The sequence below is a fragment of the Rheinheimera faecalis genome (genome assembly GCF_021290965.1).
Lineage (GTDB): Bacteria > Pseudomonadota > Gammaproteobacteria > Enterobacterales > Alteromonadaceae > Pararheinheimera > Pararheinheimera faecalis.
Genome location: NZ_JAJOYT010000007.1, coordinates 115892 through 133235, shown reverse-complemented (window position 1 = coordinate 133235; position 17344 = coordinate 115892). Strand labels below are relative to the sequence as shown.

Sequence of the window (17344 nt, the reverse complement as noted above, 5' to 3'; positions counted from 1 at the left end):
ACTGTCACTACCTAATTAATGAAAATCCAGTTGTATTGTTGCTAATTGTCGCAGTTGATGCAACAAAGCATCGGTAGGTGTTACCCACCATTCGGTGCCCAATGCCACTGTGATTTGACCTTCGTCACGCTGGTACACCAGCTTCACAGGCACTGTGCCTAATTTAAATTCGTGCATAGCTTGCTGCAGTTTTTGCAGATAATCCAGTCCCATTTGCTGCTGATGTACAGTTAAGGTCAAGGATTTTAAGCATTTTTCCCGTGCAGCTATGATGTCCACTACTTCGCGGCCGGACATTGTAAGGCCACCGCTGAAATCATCAAAGCTGACCTGTCCCGACACCACCAATATTTTGTCTTTTTGCAGCAAATGCTCGAAGTTTTCGAACTGTTCGGGGAAAAAACGTACATCCAGGCGCGCAGATTTGTCATCTAAAGTGACAATAGCCCAACGTCTGCCCTTTTTATTGATCATAGTGCGCACAGACAAGACTAAACCAGCAGCATGCACCACCTGATCACGACGACCCGGCTGCATATCGACTAAACGGCCAGAACTGTAATGCGGTAACTCCACCAGATATCTGTTGATAGGGTGACCTGTCAGGTATAAACCCAAGGTTTCTCGTTCGCCTTCCAGCCAGACTTCGTCCGGCCAAATCGGCACTTGTTTAAAAGCACTGGCTGCGTGTTCAGGCTCTGGTGCCATTAAACCAAATAGATCAGATTGACCCATAGCTTCGGCTTTAGCCTGCTGCTCCGCGCCTTTCATTGCTTCTTCCAAGGTCGCCATCATAGCAGCACGATGTGGGCCCAACTGGTCCATAGCGCCGGATAAAATCAGCTTTTCAATAACGCGGCGGTTCAACTGTTTTAAATCAACTTTATTACAGAAGTCGAACAAGTCTGTGAATGTTCCATGTTTAGCCCGTGCCGCCAAAATAGCTTCAACCGGACCTTCACCCACACCTTTTATCGCGCCTATACCATAAACTATATGGCCTTGGCGGTTTACGGTAAATTTATATTCACCAGAATTCACATCAGGCGGGATCAATTTGAGCTTCATATGCTCACATTCATCCACCAGAATGACGATTTTGTCGGTGTTATCCATATCGGCAGACATTACAGCGGCCATAAACTCAGCCGGATAATGTGCCTTCATCCACAAGGTCTGATACGACACCAAAGCATAAGCGGCTGAGTGAGATTTGTTAAAACCGTAGCCTGCGAACTTCTCTACCAAATCGAAGATTTTCATCGACAGTTCGGCATCGACGCCATTCGCCACAGCACCATCACGGAAAGTATCGCGCTGTTTAGCCATCTCTTCTGGCTTCTTTTTACCCATAGCACGGCGCAATAAGTCAGCGCCGCCCAGTGAATAACCAGACAAGACCTGCGCGATTTGCATAACCTGTTCCTGATACAGGATAATGCCGTAGGTAGGCTCCAGAATAGGAATTAACGAGTCATGTTGCCAGGTAGAATCCGGATAAGAGATTTCTTCACGACCCCGTTTACGGTCGATAAAGTTATCTACCATGCCTGACTGCAATGGACCAGGACGGAACAAAGCCACAAGGGCTATCATATCTTCGAAACAGTCGGGCTGCAGACGGCGTATTAAGTCTTTCATACCACGGGATTCAAGCTGGAATACCGCTGTGGTATCCGCCTTCATCAGCACATCAAAACTCTTGCGGTCGGTCAGCGGAATAGTATTAATATCCACCAGCGGCTTGCCTTCACGGGCCAGACGCTCGTTGGTCATATTCACAGCCCACTGCAAGATGGTCAGTGTGCGCAAACCGAGGAAGTCGAACTTCACCAGACCTGCGTATTCTACGTCGTTTTTATCAAACTGAGTGACGGGGTTATTACCCTCTTCATCACAATAGACAGGCGCAAAGTCGGTAATTTTAGTCGGCGCTATCACCACACCACCGGCGTGTTTACCGGCGTTTCGGGTCACACCTTCCAACTGACGCGCCATGTCGATCAAGTCTTTTACTTCCTGATCGGCGGCATACAATTCGGGTAAACGTGGCTCTTCTTTAAAAGCCTGTTCCAGCGTCATACCAGGAGTGGGTGGGATCAGCTTAGAGATACGGTCCACAAAACCATAAGGATGACCCAGTACCCGACCAACGTCACGAATAACAGCTTTAGCCGCCATAGTACCGAAGGTGATGATCTGCGATACGGCTTCGCGGCCATACATGTCGGAAACGTGTTCTATCACCTCGTCGCGTCTGTCCATACAGAAGTCGACGTCAAAGTCAGGCATCGACACCCGCTCAGGGTTTAAGAAACGTTCGAACAGTAAGTCAAATTCCAAAGGGTCAAGGTCGGTAATGCTCAGTGCATAAGCCACTAAAGAACCGGCACCCGAGCCCCGGCCAGGGCCGACCGGAATATCGTTGTCTTTGCTCCACTGGATAAATTCCATAACAACCAGGAAGTAACCAGGGAATCCCATCTGGTTGATTACGCCGAGCTCAATGTCTAAACGTTCGTCGTATTCAACCCGTTTTACTTTACGAACTTCAGGGTCGGGAAATAACTGCAGCAAACGCTTTTCCAGACCTTCTTTGGATTTTAAGACTAAGAAGTCAGCGTCGGACAAACCACCAGTCGGGAAAGCCGGCAGGAAGTATTCACCTAACCTTATGGTGACATTACAACGTTTAGCGATTTCAACTGAGTTTTGTAGCGCTTCCGGAATATCGGAGAACAGCTCCAGCATTTCTTCTGCAGATCGCAGATACTGCTGTTCGCTGTAGTTTTTTGGCCGTCTTTTATCTTCTAAGGTGTAACCATCATGAATGGCAACACGGATTTCATGGGCCGGAAAATCGTCAGGGCTTAACATCACCACTTCGTTAGTGGCAACCACAGGCAACTGTTCACGTTCTGCCAGTTCTACTGCAGCCTGAATATAAGTTTCTTCGTCAGGACGGCCGGTGCGGGTCAGTTCAATAAAAAACCGGTTTGGGAAATGTTCACGATAAAACTGCACTAAGGCCAAAGCACTGGGGGCATTGCCTTTAATTAAGGCTTTGCCTAAAGGGCCGTCTTTCGCACCTGATAATACAATCAGGCCTTCTTTGTATTCCACCAGCCATTCATGATCAATCTGCGGTTTGTGATGCACATGGCCACGTAAATAGGCCTTGGACAGCAACATAGTCAGGTTCTGGTAACCCGCGTTGTCGGCTGCCAAAATCAATAAACGACAGGCATCACCCGGAAACAGCGGATGCTGCACCCACAGATCTGCACCTACTATCGGCTTAATACCGGCTTCATGTGCTGTACTGTAAAAACGCACCAGGCCACACATATTCATCTGATCTGTTAAAGCAAGCGCAGGCATATTCAGCTCTTTCGCCGCTTTGACTATAGGCTTTATTTTTTTGATGCCATCGATCATCGAAAAATCGCTGTGCACCCTTAAATGAATAAAACCCGGATCAGCCATGCATCTGCTCCAACACATCCCTGACAGGTTTAAAGCTGCGTCTGTGTTCGTTAATCACACCATGAGTTTTAATAGCTGCCAGGTGCTCAGCGGTCGGATAACCTTTATGACCAGCAAAACCATACTGTGGATATAACTCTGCCAGTTGCTGCATTTCTTCATCCCGCGCCACTTTGGCAAGAATAGAAGCAGCACTGATTTCCGGCACTAAAGCATCACCTTTGACCACAGCACTGGCCTGAACCCCTATATCTTTAGGCACACGGTTGCCATCTATTAAGGCCCATTCCGGCTTAATATGCAGCCCCTGCACAGCACGGGTCATGGCCAGCATAGTGGCGTGTAGAATATTTAAACTGTCAATTTCATGCACTTCAGCCCGGCCTAAGCTCCAGCTTAAGGCTTTAGCTTTAATTTCTTCAGCCAGTTGCAGGCGTTTTTTTTCTGACAGTTTTTTAGAATCGTTTAAGCCAACAATAGGGTTATTTGGATCAAGGATCACAGCGGCTGTTACTACAGCGCCAACAAGCGGGCCACGCCCTACTTCGTCTACACCACAAATCAGCTGAACTTGTGGTCTTTGGTATGTTTCAGCATTCAGAGCTTTAACACTCATACAGGGTTTTCCATCACTTTTGCTATTGCCGCAGCAGCTTGTTCGCTGGCATTGCAGCGGATCACTTGATGCAGCTCTGTAAAAGAGCTGACACATGCTTGCTGCGCTGCCTGGTTTTGTAATAAAGGCGCCATAGCTGTCACCAGGTTGTCGACTGTGACCTGCTGTTGCAGCAGCTCTGTCACTAAAGCTTTATCAGCCAATAAATTTGGCAGGCTAAAGAACTTCAGTTTCACTAAACGTTTAGCTATCTGATGCGTCAGCCAGTTCATCTTATAACCCACCACCATGGCGGTTTTGGCCAGCATGGCTTCTAAGGTGGCAGTGCCTGAGGCGATAAACACAGCATCAGCCGCTGTTAACGTAGTGCGGGCTTTGCCGATTTCCAACTGCACCACTAAATCCGGTGCAACCTGCTGTTTAATCTGGCGGAACAACTCTGCTTTTTGCTCTGTCACCATATTACAAATCAGCTGTAAATCAGGCTGCTGACGTTGTAATTCTTCTGCAGCAAGCAGATAATCTGCAGCTAATAATTTGATTTCATTGGTTCTGCTGCCCGGCATGATCGCCAGCACTGGCGCTTCGGCTTTTAAACCCAGTTCAGTTTTGGCAGCGGCTTTATCAGGCTGCAAAGGCATTTGGTCTGCCAGCGTATGGCCGACAAAGCTGCATGGCACAGCAAATTTGTCGTAAAAGGCTTTCTCAAAAGGCAATAACGCCAGCACCATATGGGTGGCTTTGGCTATTTTAAAAATACGTTTTTGCCGCCAGGCCCAGACAGAGGGGCTGACATAATGCACAGTTTTAATACCAGCGGCTTTGAGCTTGAGCTCCACCGGAATATTAAAATCCGGCGCGTCTATGCCAATAAAGACATCAGGCTTTGTGGCAGTAAGATTCGCCAGTAGCTCTTTGCGAACTTGCAGCAAACGTGGCAAGCGGCCTAAAACTTCCACTATGCCCATAACCGCCAGCTCTTCCATATCAAACAAAGCGCTAAAGCCTTCGGCTTTCATGCGCTCGCCGCCTATGCCGTAAAATTCTGCCTGCGGGTACAACAACTTTAAAGCGCGGATTAAATCTGCACCTAAAATATCGCCGGAGTGTTCCCCGGCGACTAACGCGATTTTAATCTTAGTTTGCAACTCAACCATCAGCGAATAATGCCACGGCTGGAGTTGGCGATAAAATCAGTGAAGGCTTTCACTTCCGGGAATTCGGCAGACTTTTCTGCCAGAGCATCCAAAGCTTCCTGCACTGTTAAACCTTTGCGATAGACTTCTTTATAAGCTCGGCGCACTTCTAAAATCGCATCGGCACTAAAGCCGCGGCGTTTTAAACCTTCAAGGTTTAAACCAGCAGGTACAGCATGTGAGCCGTGCGCCATCAGGTAAGGAGGTACGTCTTTGACGACAATAGAACCACCGCCGATAAAAGCATGAGCGCCTATATGGCAGAACTGATGGATCCCTGTCATGCCGCCTAAAATAGCCCAATCGCCAACATGTACATGACCAGCTGACTGAGCACCGCTGGCAAAAATCACGTTATCGCCAATCACACAGTCGTGTGCGACATGGGTATTGTTCATAAAGAGGTTATTCGAGCCAATACGGGTGACACCTTTGTCCTGCACCGTGCCACGATGCACAGTACAGTTTTCGCGGAATACATTGTTGTCACCAATAATCAGTTCTGTTGGCTCGCCGTTGTATTTTTTGTCCTGGCAATCTTCACCTATGCTGGTGAACTGGTAAAAATGATTGCCTTTGCCCATGACGGTTGGGCCTTTCAGCACCACATGAGATTCAAGCACTGTGTCATCGCCAATCACCACGTTAGCGGCAATATAACAAAATGGTCCAACTTTGACGTTTTGACCAAGTACGGCACCGGGTTCTATCACAGCGGTAGGATGGATCATATTAAAGCTCTCTTCTGGCACACATCAGTTCAGCACTACAAACGACCTGGCCATCCACTTTGGCTTCACCATAAAACTTCCACAAATTACGGCGTTCTTTCAAGAACTTTACTTCCAGCACCATTTGATCGCCAGGAACAACAGGCTTTTTAAAACGGGCTTCGTCTATAGCAGCAAATAAATACAGCTCGTTCTCAGAACGTTCTGTCACTGTCTTAAAACCTAAAATACCTGTGGCCTGAGCCAAAGCTTCCAGAATTAATACGCCAGGGAAAATTGGCATATTAGGGAAGTGACCGGTAAAAATCGGCTCATTGATTGTGACGTTTTTAATAGCAGTTAAAGATTCGCCAGGAGTGAAATCAAGAACCCGGTCGATCATTAAAAATGGATAGCGATGTGGCAGCAAGGCCATGATTTCCTGTATTTCAAGGATATTCAATTGGTTAGCCAAAGTGAACCTCTTTTATATTATTCGTCTTTTGAAGGCGGTAGGGACAAAGCAGCCATTTGCTGTTCAAGTTCCCGTAATTTTTGATACATCTGGTCCAGTTGACGAAACCGGACGCTATTTTTCCGCCATTCCAGATTGGTGCTGGCCGGAGTACCGGATGAATAAATACCTTTTTCGGTGATGGACTTAATGATCATCGACATGCCGGTAATTTGCACACCATCACATATTTCCATATGACCATTAATGGCGCAGGCACCACCAATAATACAATAGCGGCCAATTTTAGTGCTGCCAGCTACGACAGTGCAACCTGCAATGGCTGTGTGATCACCAATTTGCACGTTGTGAGCAATTTGTACCTGATTGTCCAGAATCACGTTCTTACCAATCACTGTATCGCCTAAAGCTCCACGGTCTATCGTGGTATTGGCACCCACTTCAGTATCGTCGCCTATGATGACAGTACCGACCTGAGGGATTTTTAACCAGCGACCACGTTCGTTAGCAAAACCAAAACCATCTGCACCTATCACAGCACCACTGTGCACCAGACAATTTTTACCAAGCTTCACGCCGTGGTAAAAGGTCACGTTAGGCCAGATTTTACAGCCATCGGCTATCAAGACATTTTCGCCAATAAAACAACCAGCGCCAATTTGTACATTCTCGCCAATCACGGCACCAGCGGAAATCACCACGTTGGGGCCTATAACGACTGAATCTGGCACTGAAGCTGAAGGGTCTATCACTATATTCTGCCCCCGCCCATAAGCGGCAGCAGGTGTGGAATCTAATAATTGGGCTATTTTAGCAAAAGCCACATAAGGGTCGTTTACGATCAGCGCATTAACAGGACAGTAGCTCTGATCATCAGCTTTAATAAGCACTGCACCGGCTTGAGTCGACTGCAAAAATTTACGGTACTTGCTGTTGGACAAGAAGCTGATTTGATGGCTTGTCGCCTCTTCCAATGTACCAACGGCACTAATCAGTGCCGTGGCGTCTCCAACTAGCTGAGCATTTAACTGCTCAGCTATAAAAGCTAAAGTAAGCTTTGCCATTATTTGGCTTTGCTCACCTGAGCTACAACAGCATTAGAGATGTCATATTCAGGTTTAACAAACACACCAGCCTGAGCATTTAAAATCAGGTCGTAGTTGTCTTTTTTAGCCAGACTATCAATCGCAGTTTTCACTAAACCCATCAGCTTGTTACGTTCTTCGCCCTGGCGCTTACGGTAATCTTCATCCAATGGACGAGCTAACTGCTCGTAGCTGCGCATTTGCTTTTCCATTTCGCCCTGCAGAGTTTTTTTCTGCTGGTCGTTCATGGTAGCGCCATCACGCTTTAATTTTTCCTGATTAAAAGCGATGTCTTTTTCCAGCTTTTGTACTTCAGCAATACGGCCTTCGAACTCAGCTTTTAATGTATTTTGAATAGAGGTCGTTTGAGGTAATTGGGCAACAATGGCCTGTACATCAACGATACCAATCTTCATTTCTTTTGCTGCAGCAGTACCAGCCATCAACAGGCCAGCCATCAATACCAATGCAGTTTTTGCTAAGCTTTGCTTAAACATGTGTTTCCCTTTCCCATAAATTTAGAATGTAGTACCAATATTGAAACTAAAGTTTTCCTGATCATCACCCTCTTCTTTCCGGATGATTTTAGCCAGGCTAAATGTCAATGGACCCATAGGTGAAATCCATTGCAGAGAAAGACCTGTCGAAACACGGATTAAGCCTGGATCAGAATAGTCTAACAATGCAGGACTGTTAAAATTCTGACTTGTCGACGGGCTTAAACCATCATAACGACTTAAATCAAACTCTGTATCCCAGACGTTACCTGCGTCAACAAATAGGCTGGTACGTATCTGGTTTACATAATCCTCACTGACAAAAGGTGTCGGTGTGATTAACTCAAGGGTAGCAATAGCCATGGCATTACCACCCGTTGACCGTGGAGACACTAAATAAGTGTCAAAACTCGGATCAGTCGGCAGTGGATTACCAGATCCACCTGTAGGATTAGGTAAACCCGGAACTGTACTGACCTGACGGTATATAGCGTGAGGACCGATAATACGGGCTTCAAAACCACGTAAATTCTGACCACCAGCATAGAAGTTATCAGTAAATGGCAGCGTATAATCGTAACCATCTTTACTGCCGTAACCATTACCATAACCCACTTCCAGCTTACTTAAGAACGACCAGCGGTGGTCATTACTCAGCGGAATATAATTGCGGGCTTCAAAAGTGGTTTTGTAGTACTGCAAATCTGAATTTGGTGTAGTAATACGTCCGCTTAACACCAGTTCATGACCAGCAGTCGGGAACAAACCACGGTTTAATGTGCTTTGGATCCAGCTGGCAATCAGCTCGTAGTTAGTAAACTTATAACCACCATCCGGATCATTTTTATCCATTAACACAGCTCTGAAATGACGTAACTGATCATATTCAGATAAGGAGTTAATTTCGTTGACCGCATAGTTGGTGCCGAAGTTTAATCTGTTGTACTCATTGATTGGGTAACCAACAGTAGCGCCAAAACCATAACGTTTTTGTTTATAGGCTTCTAAGTTAGATGACAAACTGGAATAGTCGGTATCTGAATAGAATATCTGACCACCTAAACTGACAGCATCAAGTGTGAAGTACGGATCAGTCACAGACAATGAAATTTGTCTGTTGTACTTGTTTGTACTTAAGTTAACGCCAGCTGAGTTACCTGTACCAAAGAAGTTTTGTTGCTCCACGCCAATCTGGAATGACAAGCCCTGGAAATCACCGTAAGAAATACCGGCATTAAAGTTACCAGACGGTTGTTCTTTAATTTTGTAGCTAACGTCGACTTTGTCATCCACGCCTGCAACTTCTTTGGTCTCAAACTCAACCTTCTCAATGTAAGGTAAACGCTGAATACGCTCTTTAGACAATTCCAGCGCATCGTTAGATAACCAGGCGCCTTCCATCTGACGGACTTCACGACGAATAACTTCGTCTTTGGTAGAAGCGTTACCGGCAACTTCCAGACGACGCACGTAAACGCGTTTGCCCGGGTCTACACTGATGGTCAGAGCCACTTCTTTGGTGTCGTCGTTGATCGCAGGAATAGTGCGGACTTTCGAGTTGGCATAACCAAAACGTGCCAGTAACTTGGCGATACTTTCTTCTGTGTAAGTTACCAAAGCACCGTTGTACAGCTGACCCGCTTTTAAAGGTAACAGTGCCTTGATAAAAGCATCCTGCCCTATTAAATCACCGACAAAATCAACGCCTGTAATAGTGTATTGTTCACCTTCAGTCACGTTCAGGGTCACGTAGACAGAGGTTTTATCTGTACTAACAGAAACCTGGTTGGCGTCGATGTTAAAACGCAGATAACCACGGTCTAAGTAGTAGCTACGGATTTTTTCAAAGTCACCTTGCAAGGTTTGTTTCTGGTAGCGATCAGAGGCCAGAAAACGCCACCAGGGCAAGTCGTACAGTGATTCAATATTTTTCAGCAACTCTTCGTCGCTGAATATCTCGTTACCTACCACGTTGATCTGACGAACAGAAGCGGCATCGCCTTCTTCAAATTCGATTTTCAGATTGACTCTGTTACGAGGTAAATAAGTGACCTTCATCTCAACCGCAGCGTTGTATTTACCTACGCCGTGATAAAACTCTGTTAAACCGTTTTCAACTTCTTTGATCACAGTTTTATCTAAAGGCTCACCAATGATAATTTTCTGACCCGTTAAACTTTCGTTTAACTGATCTTCTTTGATGTCTTTATTGCCATCAAACTCAATGTTATTGATGGTTGGACGCTCTTTTAAGCGATAAATGACGGTATTGCCGTCACGATATACCTGAATATCGTCAAAGTGACCTGCCGCATACAGACTTTTGATACTGCGCGATAAGGATGCTTCTGTGATGGTATCGCCGATATTAAACGGCAAATTATTTAATGCTGCACCAAGCGCAACACGCTGCAAGCCTTCGACCTGAATGTCTTGCACAGTAAATGATTGTTCAGCGAGCACCGAGTTACTTAAACCAGCAAGTAACATCGCAGCTACTAATCGTTTAATTGTCATTGTTTTGGACTACTTTTGATTAGTTTATTACAAACGAGAAATATCGTTGAGCAGCGCAATTCCCATTAATGTCAGCAGCAACAGAGCTCCGATCCGGAAACCCAGCTCCTGCGCCTTCTCAGAGACAGGTTTGCCGCGTATTAGTTCCAGCACAAGATACATTAAATGGCCACCATCCAAAATAGGCAGAGGCAGTAAATTTATCACCCCAAGGTTGACGCTAATCAGTGCTAAAAAGGAGATAAAGGCAATCAAGCCAATATCTGCGCTGCTTCCAGCGCCTTGTGCTATCGAAATTGGGCCACTTAAATGTTTGACAGAAATATCACCAAAAATGAATTTTCCAATCATTGAGAAGCTTAACCGTACCAATTGCCAGGTCTTTTCTACCCCAACCAAGGCCGCCTGTACAGGGCCATACTGCTGAGTGAACAATAAATGCTCAGGCCATGGCAATACTTTTGGGCTGACTCCAAGGTAACCCTGATGAAAACCATCTGCAGTTTCGCGGCTTTGTGGTGTCACCAGAATATCCATCGATTGGCCAGCACGTTCAATACCAAACAACAAAGGTTTTTCCGGATTGTTTTGCACTAAAGTGACGACTGAATTCCAGTCAGCCACAGCTTTGCCATCCACTGAAACCAGTTTATCGCCAAACTGCAAACCTGCGGCTTCAGCTGCTGAGCCTGGCTGAATCTGGCTGATTTCATTTAAAACTTCCGGGCGCAGTGGCTCTAAACCTAAACTGCCAAATACGCTTTGTTTATCCGGATCAAATACCCAGTCGGTTAAATCCAGCTGATAACTTTGGTCACTGCCTTCCAGCTGCTGCACTGTAATATCCACAGCAGTGCTACCGACCTGCTCGACCAGTAATAAACTGATGGCGCGCCAGTCTTCAGCGGGTTCACCGTTGATCGCTGTGATTTGCGCATTGGACGGAACACCTGCTTTGGCGGCAATGGACTCAGCCGTTACCTGCCCTATCACAGGTTTAATATTAGGCACACCTATCAGGTACATGCCCCAGAGCAGCAGGATAGCGAACAGGAAATTGGCTATAGGGCCAGCAGCAATAATAGCCATACGTTGTCCGACTGTTTTGCTGTTAAAACTTAAGTCCTTAAACTGCGGCAACACAGGGTCTACCCGCTCATCCAGCATCCGGACATAACCACCAAGCGGGATCATCGCAATCACAAACTCTGTGCCTTGTTTGTCGCGCCAGCGGTAAATAGCTTTGCCAAAACCTATAGAAAAACGTTTGACCAGTACATTGTTTTTTCGCGCCACCCAAAAGTGGCCAAACTCATGCACTGTCACCAGCAGGCCAATAGCAACCACAAAGCTGATTAAATTCCAGACAAAACCCGACATTAACTCACCTTTTTCAGTTGGTCTTGCATATAAGCTCTGGCTTGTTGATCAAGACCCAGAATACTTTCTAAATCAGGCGCTTTTATAGTGGCAAAACGCTCCAATGCTTTTTCGTTCAACTGCGCTATATCCGTAAATCTAATTTGGCCTGCTAAAAATGCAGCGACCGTCATTTCGTTGGCCGCGTTCAGCGCCGTTGTAGCCCCTTGCCCATAACCGCAAGCGGCTATCGCCAGATATAAGTTGGGGTAACGCGCTGGTTCTGGTTTGGAGAAGCTAAAGTCTGCCAGTTCAAAAAAATTCAGTGGTTTTACGTGGGTCTGAATGCGGTGTGGATAAGCCAGTGCATGAGCAATAGGAGTGCGCATATCAGGTTGCCCCAATTGAGCGAGCACAGAGCCGTCCGTGTATTGCACCATCGAATGAATAATACTTTGTGGGTGGATCACCACCTGAATATCGTCCGCAGCACAGTTAAATAACCAGCGTGCTTCAATAAACTCCAGGCCTTTATTCATCATAGTGGCGCTATCGACTGAAATTTTCTGTCCCATCACCCAATTTGGATGCGCCACAGCCTGAGCTGGAGTAATGCTTGAGAACTCTGTCAAATCTTTACGTAAAAACGGACCACCGCTGCCGGTCAGTAACAGTTTACTGATACCAAAGTCAGACAATTTCTGAGTCGCGGTGTTTTGTTGTAATTGCGCAGGTAAACACTGGAAAATGGCATTATGTTCGCTGTCTATAGGCAATAAAGTAGCACCATAATGTTGCACTTTATTGATAAACAGCTCACCACTCATCACCAGCGCTTCTTTATTGGCCAGTAATACAATTTTACCTTGCTCAACAGCTGCTAAAGTAGGCAATAAACCTGCCGCTCCGACAATAGCAGCCATCACCATATCAGCGTCAGGATGAGCAGCTAAATCACAAAGTGCTTGTGCTCCTGCCCAGACTTCAGTCGGAAGACTAGCGTCTTTCACCAGTTGGCGTAATTTGTCAGCAGCCTGCACATCCGTCATTACCGCATAACGTGGCTTAAACTGCTGAATTTGAGCAAACAACTTATCCACCTGAGTGGCACCTGTTAACCCCAGTACCTGATAGTCACCGGGGTGCATAGCCACAACGTCCAGCGTATTACAGCCAATAGAGCCTGTTGCACCAAGGATCACCAGCGTCCGCATTAAGCGAAGCCCCCAATCAGAGCTACCAATACAGCATAAAGTGGCGCTGTGGCCGTCAGACTGTCAATACGATCTAAAATGCCACCGTGACCAGGGATAATGTTGCCGCTGTCTTTTAAGCCAGCCACACGTTTAAACATACTTTCACTTAAATCGCCAAACACCGACAAAATAGTCAGCACTAAAGCCGCCAGATACCAGGTGGTTGTTTCTTCCGGAAACCCCTGGTAATAAGCCACAGCAGTGACCAGCAGCATCACAAAGCCGACGCCACCTAGCATGCCTTCCAGCGTTTTCCCCGGACTGACAGCAGGCAATAATTTGCGTTTACCAAAAGGCTTGCCAATAAAATAGCCACCAATATCAGCGGCCCAGACAATCCCCAGCAATAAACAAATTAACCAGGCGCCTGTGTAGCTGGATTGATGAAAATCGACAGAACGAATTAATAACAAAGCAGTCCAGGCAGGAACTAAAGTAAACCACCCCATCAAAGCACGGCGTAAATGCCCCTGGGCCCAGCTTTGACTGCTACGCGGGTAACTTAAGACCAAAAGCACCGCAATCAGCCACCAGACCACACCCATAGCAAGCAGGCTGTTGCTCAACAGATCAAGCTGTACTGGCCAGTATGCAGTGTCAGGCAGTTGCCAATAAATCAGCGCCATACTCAGGGCCACAACAGCGATAAAACTGTATTGGCTGGGTTTGGTTGTGTAGCCACAAAATAAACTCCACTCCCAGGCTCCAATCAAAAAAGCAGCAGCAATAAAAATAGCGAAATAGTGCAAAGGAAGGAAAAAAACTGCGGCCAACGCCAATGGCGCCATGATCAGGGCTGTAATAACTCGTTGCTTAAACAAATTGGTTATCCTTGTATCGGACGCATTGCCAGCTCACGGATTTGTGCTCCGGTACAACCAAAACGCCGTTCTCTACTGGCGTAGGTTGCCAAAGCTTCCGAAAACACCTGATCATCAAAGTCAGGCCATAAGGTTTCGGTAAACCATAACTCAGCATAAGCAGCTTGCCACAACAAAAAGTTGCTGATGCGTACATCACCACCGGTACGGATCATCAGATCCAGTTCCGGTTGGTCATGCATTTGCATGCAGCCTGATAACAATTGTTCGTCAATTTGTGCAGCAGTCATCTCACCATCAGCGACTTTTTGCGCTAATTGTTGTGCTGCCTGCACTATGTCCCAACGTCCGCCATAGTTGGCTGCAACATTTAGGGTCAAAGCTGTATTCTGAGCTGTAAGCTGTTGCGCCTCTTTAATATGTTGTTTGAGTTTATCGCTAAAAGGAGACAAGTCTCCGATAATATTCAGCCGTACATTGTTTTTGTGCAGGGTTTTCACTTCCTGCTGTAATACCAGTAAAAACAGTTGCATCAAACCGCTGACTTCGTCTTCAGGCCGACGCCAGTTTTCACTGCTAAACGCAAATAAGGTAAGAGACTGGATGCCTAATTTACGGCAAAAGCTTACGGCGCGACGCACTGCATCAACACCTTTTTTATGACCCCATACCCGGGGTCTGCCTTGCCGTTCAGCCCAGCGTCCGTTGCCGTCCATGATAATGGCGACATGTTGTGGCAACGCGTTTTGTAACGCGGTTTGCACTTCTGTCATCTGAATCTGACCTTGTCACAATAATAAAAAACGCCGCGAAGTATACCCTACACGGCGCTATTTCCCTAATCAGGGCGAGGTTGATTAAACTTCCATCAACTCTTTTTCTTTGTCAGCTAAAACCTCGTCAACCTTCTTCACAAAGGCGTCAGTCAGCTTCTGAACTTCGTCTACGGCTTTACGCTCGTCGTCTTCACCAATTTCTTTATCTTTTAATAAAGTCTTCAGATCAGCGTTAGCGTCACGACGAATGTTACGCACAGCAACACGGGCACCTTCAGCTTCGTTACGTACTACTTTGACTAAATCACGACGACGTTCTTCAGTCAGTGGAGGCAATGGCACACGAATAGTAGTACCAGCGCTCATTGGGTTTAACCCTAAATCTGACTGCAGAATAGCTTTCTCTACAGGTTGGATCAGAGTTTTATCAAACACGCTGATGGTCAGAGTACGGGCATCTTCTACAGACACGTTAGCAACCTGACGTAATGGCGTATTAGCGCCGTAATAAGACACCTGAATGCCATCTAATAAACTTGGGTGAGCACGACCGGTACGAATTTTGGACAATTGGCCTTTCAGCGCTTCAACGCTTTTTTCCATCCGGGTTTTGCTGTCTTTGAGAATATCGTTAATCACTTTGGCTATTCCTTTTTTTGCTACACCAAAAAAGTGGCAGTTAGTTTACTGTAATTTTTCAGCGTGGTCGATCACTGTGCCTTCTTCTTCACCCAGCACTACACGTTTCAGTGCACCAGGAGTATTCATATTGAAGACACGAATTTGCATATTATGGTCGCGGGCCAAGGTAAAGGCCGCTAAATCCATAACTTTTAATTCTTTTTCCAGAACTTCTGTGTAGCTCAATTTGCTGTACAGAGTGGCTGTTGGGTCTTTTACAGGGTCTGCTGAATAGACGCCATCGACTTTAGTGGCTTTTAAAACCGCATCAGCTTCAATTTCAATACCACGTAAACAGGCAGCTGAATCTGTGGTAAAAAACGGGTTACCAGTACCGGCAGAGAAAATGACTACACGGCCAGACTTTAACAGACTAATGGCTTCTGCCCAGCTGTAATTGTCACATACACCATTTAACGGGATAGCAGACATCAGTCGGGCGTTCACAAAAGCACGATGCAAAGCATCACGCATCGCCAGACCATTCATCACTGTAGCTAACATCCCCATATGGTCACCGACCACACGGTTCATGCCAGCTTTTGCTAAACCTTCACCACGGAATATATTACCGCCACCAATTACAATGGCGACCTGGATACCCAATTCAACCAGCTCTTTGATTTCCTGAGCCATCCGATCCAGCACTTTAGGATCTATACCAAAGCCTTCTTCACCCATCAGGGCTTCACCACTGAGTTTTAATAAAATTCTTCTATAGGCGAGTTTTGGATTGCTCATGAGGTCCTCATTTATCTGGAAGGAATATAACCTTGCTATCGGATTTTCAATTGTGGCAGGTGCCGTACAGGTCGTAATAAGGTTCCGCACATCCTGCACATAAAAAAACCGCGACAGACAAAGGTCAGGTCGCGGTTATTCTAGCTGGTTTCAAAGCATTGCTAAAGCGTAAATTACTTCTTAGCAGCAGCGATTTGAGCAGCAACTTCAGCAGCGAAATCAGTTTCAGCTTTTTCGATGCCTTCACCAACTTCTAAACGGATGTAGCTAACAGCTTTAGCACCGTTTTGCTTCAGGAATTCACCAGTAGTGATTGAAGGATCTTTTACGAACATCTGGCCAGTTAAAGAAACTTCGCCAGTGAACTTAGTCATACGACCAGCAACCATCTTCTCTGCGATTTCTTTTGGCTTGCCGCTGTTGATAGCGATTTCGATCTGGATTTCCTGCTCTTTAGCAACAACTTCAGCTGGCACTGACTCTGGAGTCAGGAATGAAGGGTTGTTAGCAGCAACGTGCATAGCAACGTCTTTAGCGATATCTTCGTTACCGCCTTCCAGTACCACTAACACGCCGATACGGCCTGAGTGAGTGTACTGACCAATCACGTCACCCTGAACTACAGAGATACGACGGATGTTGATGTTTTCACCGATTTTAGTAACCAGTGTAGCGCGAGCTTCTTCAACTGTAGTGTCACCAAGCTTCGCAGCAGACAGCTCTTCAACAGTGAACAGCTTGTTGGCGTGAGCCAGATCAGCAGCAGCGTTAGAGAAAGCCAGGAAGCTAGCGTCACGGCCTACGAAATCTGTTTCACAGTTAAATTCGATTGCAACAGCGTAACCGTTACCAACGCGAGTGATCACAGTACCTTCAGCGGCGATACGGCCAGCTTTCTTGGCAGCTTTAGCCTGACCGTTTTTACGCATTAATTCGATTGCGCCTTCGATGTCACCTGCAGTTTCTTCTAAAGCTTTTTTGCAGTCCATCATGCCAGCGCCAGTGCGCTCGCGTAATTCTTTTACCATACCGGCAGTTACAGCCATGGGGAGTTCCTCGCAAAATTTTTTCGTGGACAAACAGGGGCAAATGCCCCTGTAAGTTTAAACTTGCTTTATGTAGCCTTGG

At 46.3% G+C, this 17344-nt stretch carries 15 protein-coding genes; all 15 read right to left on the bottom strand.

From position 1 onward, the window contains the following. Positions 1–15: 15 nt before the first annotated feature. Positions 16–3486 carry a DNA polymerase III subunit alpha gene (gene dnaE, locus LSG34_RS13575; RefSeq protein ID WP_233009637.1) on the bottom strand — a complete coding sequence of 1157 codons (3471 nt, stop codon included), beginning with the start codon at positions 3484–3486 and terminating at the stop codon, positions 16–18. Further along, complete coding sequence (gene rnhB, locus LSG34_RS13570) at positions 3479–4102, bottom strand: ribonuclease HII (protein WP_233009636.1); 624 nt, start codon at positions 4100–4102, stop codon at positions 3479–3481. Before rnhB ends, dnaE begins: the two co-directional genes overlap by 8 nt. Continuing rightward, positions 4099–5259 (bottom strand): lipid-A-disaccharide synthase, encoded by a 1161-nt coding sequence (gene lpxB, locus LSG34_RS13565; RefSeq protein ID WP_233009635.1) that lies wholly within the window; start codon positions 5257–5259, stop codon positions 4099–4101. The genes rnhB and lpxB overlap by 4 nt, the downstream gene beginning before the upstream one ends. Continuing rightward, on the bottom strand, positions 5259–6029 hold the full coding sequence (gene lpxA / locus LSG34_RS13560; protein WP_233009634.1) for an acyl-ACP--UDP-N-acetylglucosamine O-acyltransferase: 771 nt from the start codon (positions 6027–6029) through the stop codon (positions 5259–5261). The genes lpxB and lpxA overlap by 1 nt, the downstream gene beginning before the upstream one ends. 1 nt (position 6030) lies before the next feature. Continuing rightward, positions 6031–6483: a 3-hydroxyacyl-ACP dehydratase FabZ gene (gene fabZ, locus LSG34_RS13555; protein ID WP_233009633.1), complete on the bottom strand. Its 453-nt coding sequence runs from the start codon at positions 6481–6483 to the stop codon at positions 6031–6033. Between the two features lie 17 nt (positions 6484–6500). Further along, positions 6501–7547 (bottom strand): UDP-3-O-(3-hydroxymyristoyl)glucosamine N-acyltransferase, encoded by a 1047-nt coding sequence (gene lpxD / locus LSG34_RS13550; RefSeq protein ID WP_233009632.1) that lies wholly within the window; start codon positions 7545–7547, stop codon positions 6501–6503. Further along, entirely contained in the window at positions 7547–8065 is a 519-nt protein-coding gene (locus LSG34_RS13545) for an OmpH family outer membrane protein (protein WP_233009631.1), read from the bottom strand. Before LSG34_RS13545 ends, lpxD begins: the two co-directional genes overlap by 1 nt. A 21-nt stretch (positions 8066–8086) precedes the next feature. Further along, positions 8087–10582: an outer membrane protein assembly factor BamA gene (bamA, locus tag LSG34_RS13540; RefSeq protein WP_233009630.1), complete on the bottom strand. Its 2496-nt coding sequence runs from the start codon at positions 10580–10582 to the stop codon at positions 8087–8089. A gap of 27 nt (positions 10583–10609) precedes the next feature. Further along, complete coding sequence (gene rseP / locus LSG34_RS13535) at positions 10610–11962, bottom strand: sigma E protease regulator RseP (RefSeq protein WP_233009629.1); 1353 nt, start codon at positions 11960–11962, stop codon at positions 10610–10612. After that, a complete protein-coding gene (ispC, locus tag LSG34_RS13530) occupies positions 11962–13155 on the bottom strand; it encodes a 1-deoxy-D-xylulose-5-phosphate reductoisomerase (RefSeq protein ID WP_233009628.1) in 1194 nt (397 codons plus the stop codon). The genes rseP and ispC overlap by 1 nt, the downstream gene beginning before the upstream one ends. Next, positions 13155–14018: a phosphatidate cytidylyltransferase gene (locus LSG34_RS13525; protein ID WP_233009627.1), complete on the bottom strand. Its 864-nt coding sequence runs from the start codon at positions 14016–14018 to the stop codon at positions 13155–13157. The genes ispC and LSG34_RS13525 overlap by 1 nt, the downstream gene beginning before the upstream one ends. 5 nt (positions 14019–14023) lie before the next feature. Continuing rightward, entirely contained in the window at positions 14024–14791 is a 768-nt protein-coding gene (gene uppS, locus LSG34_RS13520; RefSeq protein WP_008900627.1) for a polyprenyl diphosphate synthase, read from the bottom strand. A gap of 84 nt (positions 14792–14875) precedes the next feature. Next, the gene (gene frr, locus LSG34_RS13515) at positions 14876–15433 is read right to left on the bottom strand and encodes a ribosome recycling factor (protein ID WP_233009626.1); all 558 of its coding nucleotides are present in this window, start codon (positions 15431–15433) and stop codon (positions 14876–14878) included. 45 nt (positions 15434–15478) lie between these two features. Next, the gene (gene pyrH / locus LSG34_RS13510) at positions 15479–16216 is read right to left on the bottom strand and encodes a UMP kinase (protein ID WP_008900629.1); all 738 of its coding nucleotides are present in this window, start codon (positions 16214–16216) and stop codon (positions 15479–15481) included. Positions 16217–16389: 173 nt separating this feature from the next. Then, the gene (gene tsf, locus LSG34_RS13505; RefSeq protein ID WP_233009625.1) at positions 16390–17262 is read right to left on the bottom strand and encodes a translation elongation factor Ts; all 873 of its coding nucleotides are present in this window, start codon (positions 17260–17262) and stop codon (positions 16390–16392) included. Positions 17263–17344: the final 82 nt, after the last annotated feature.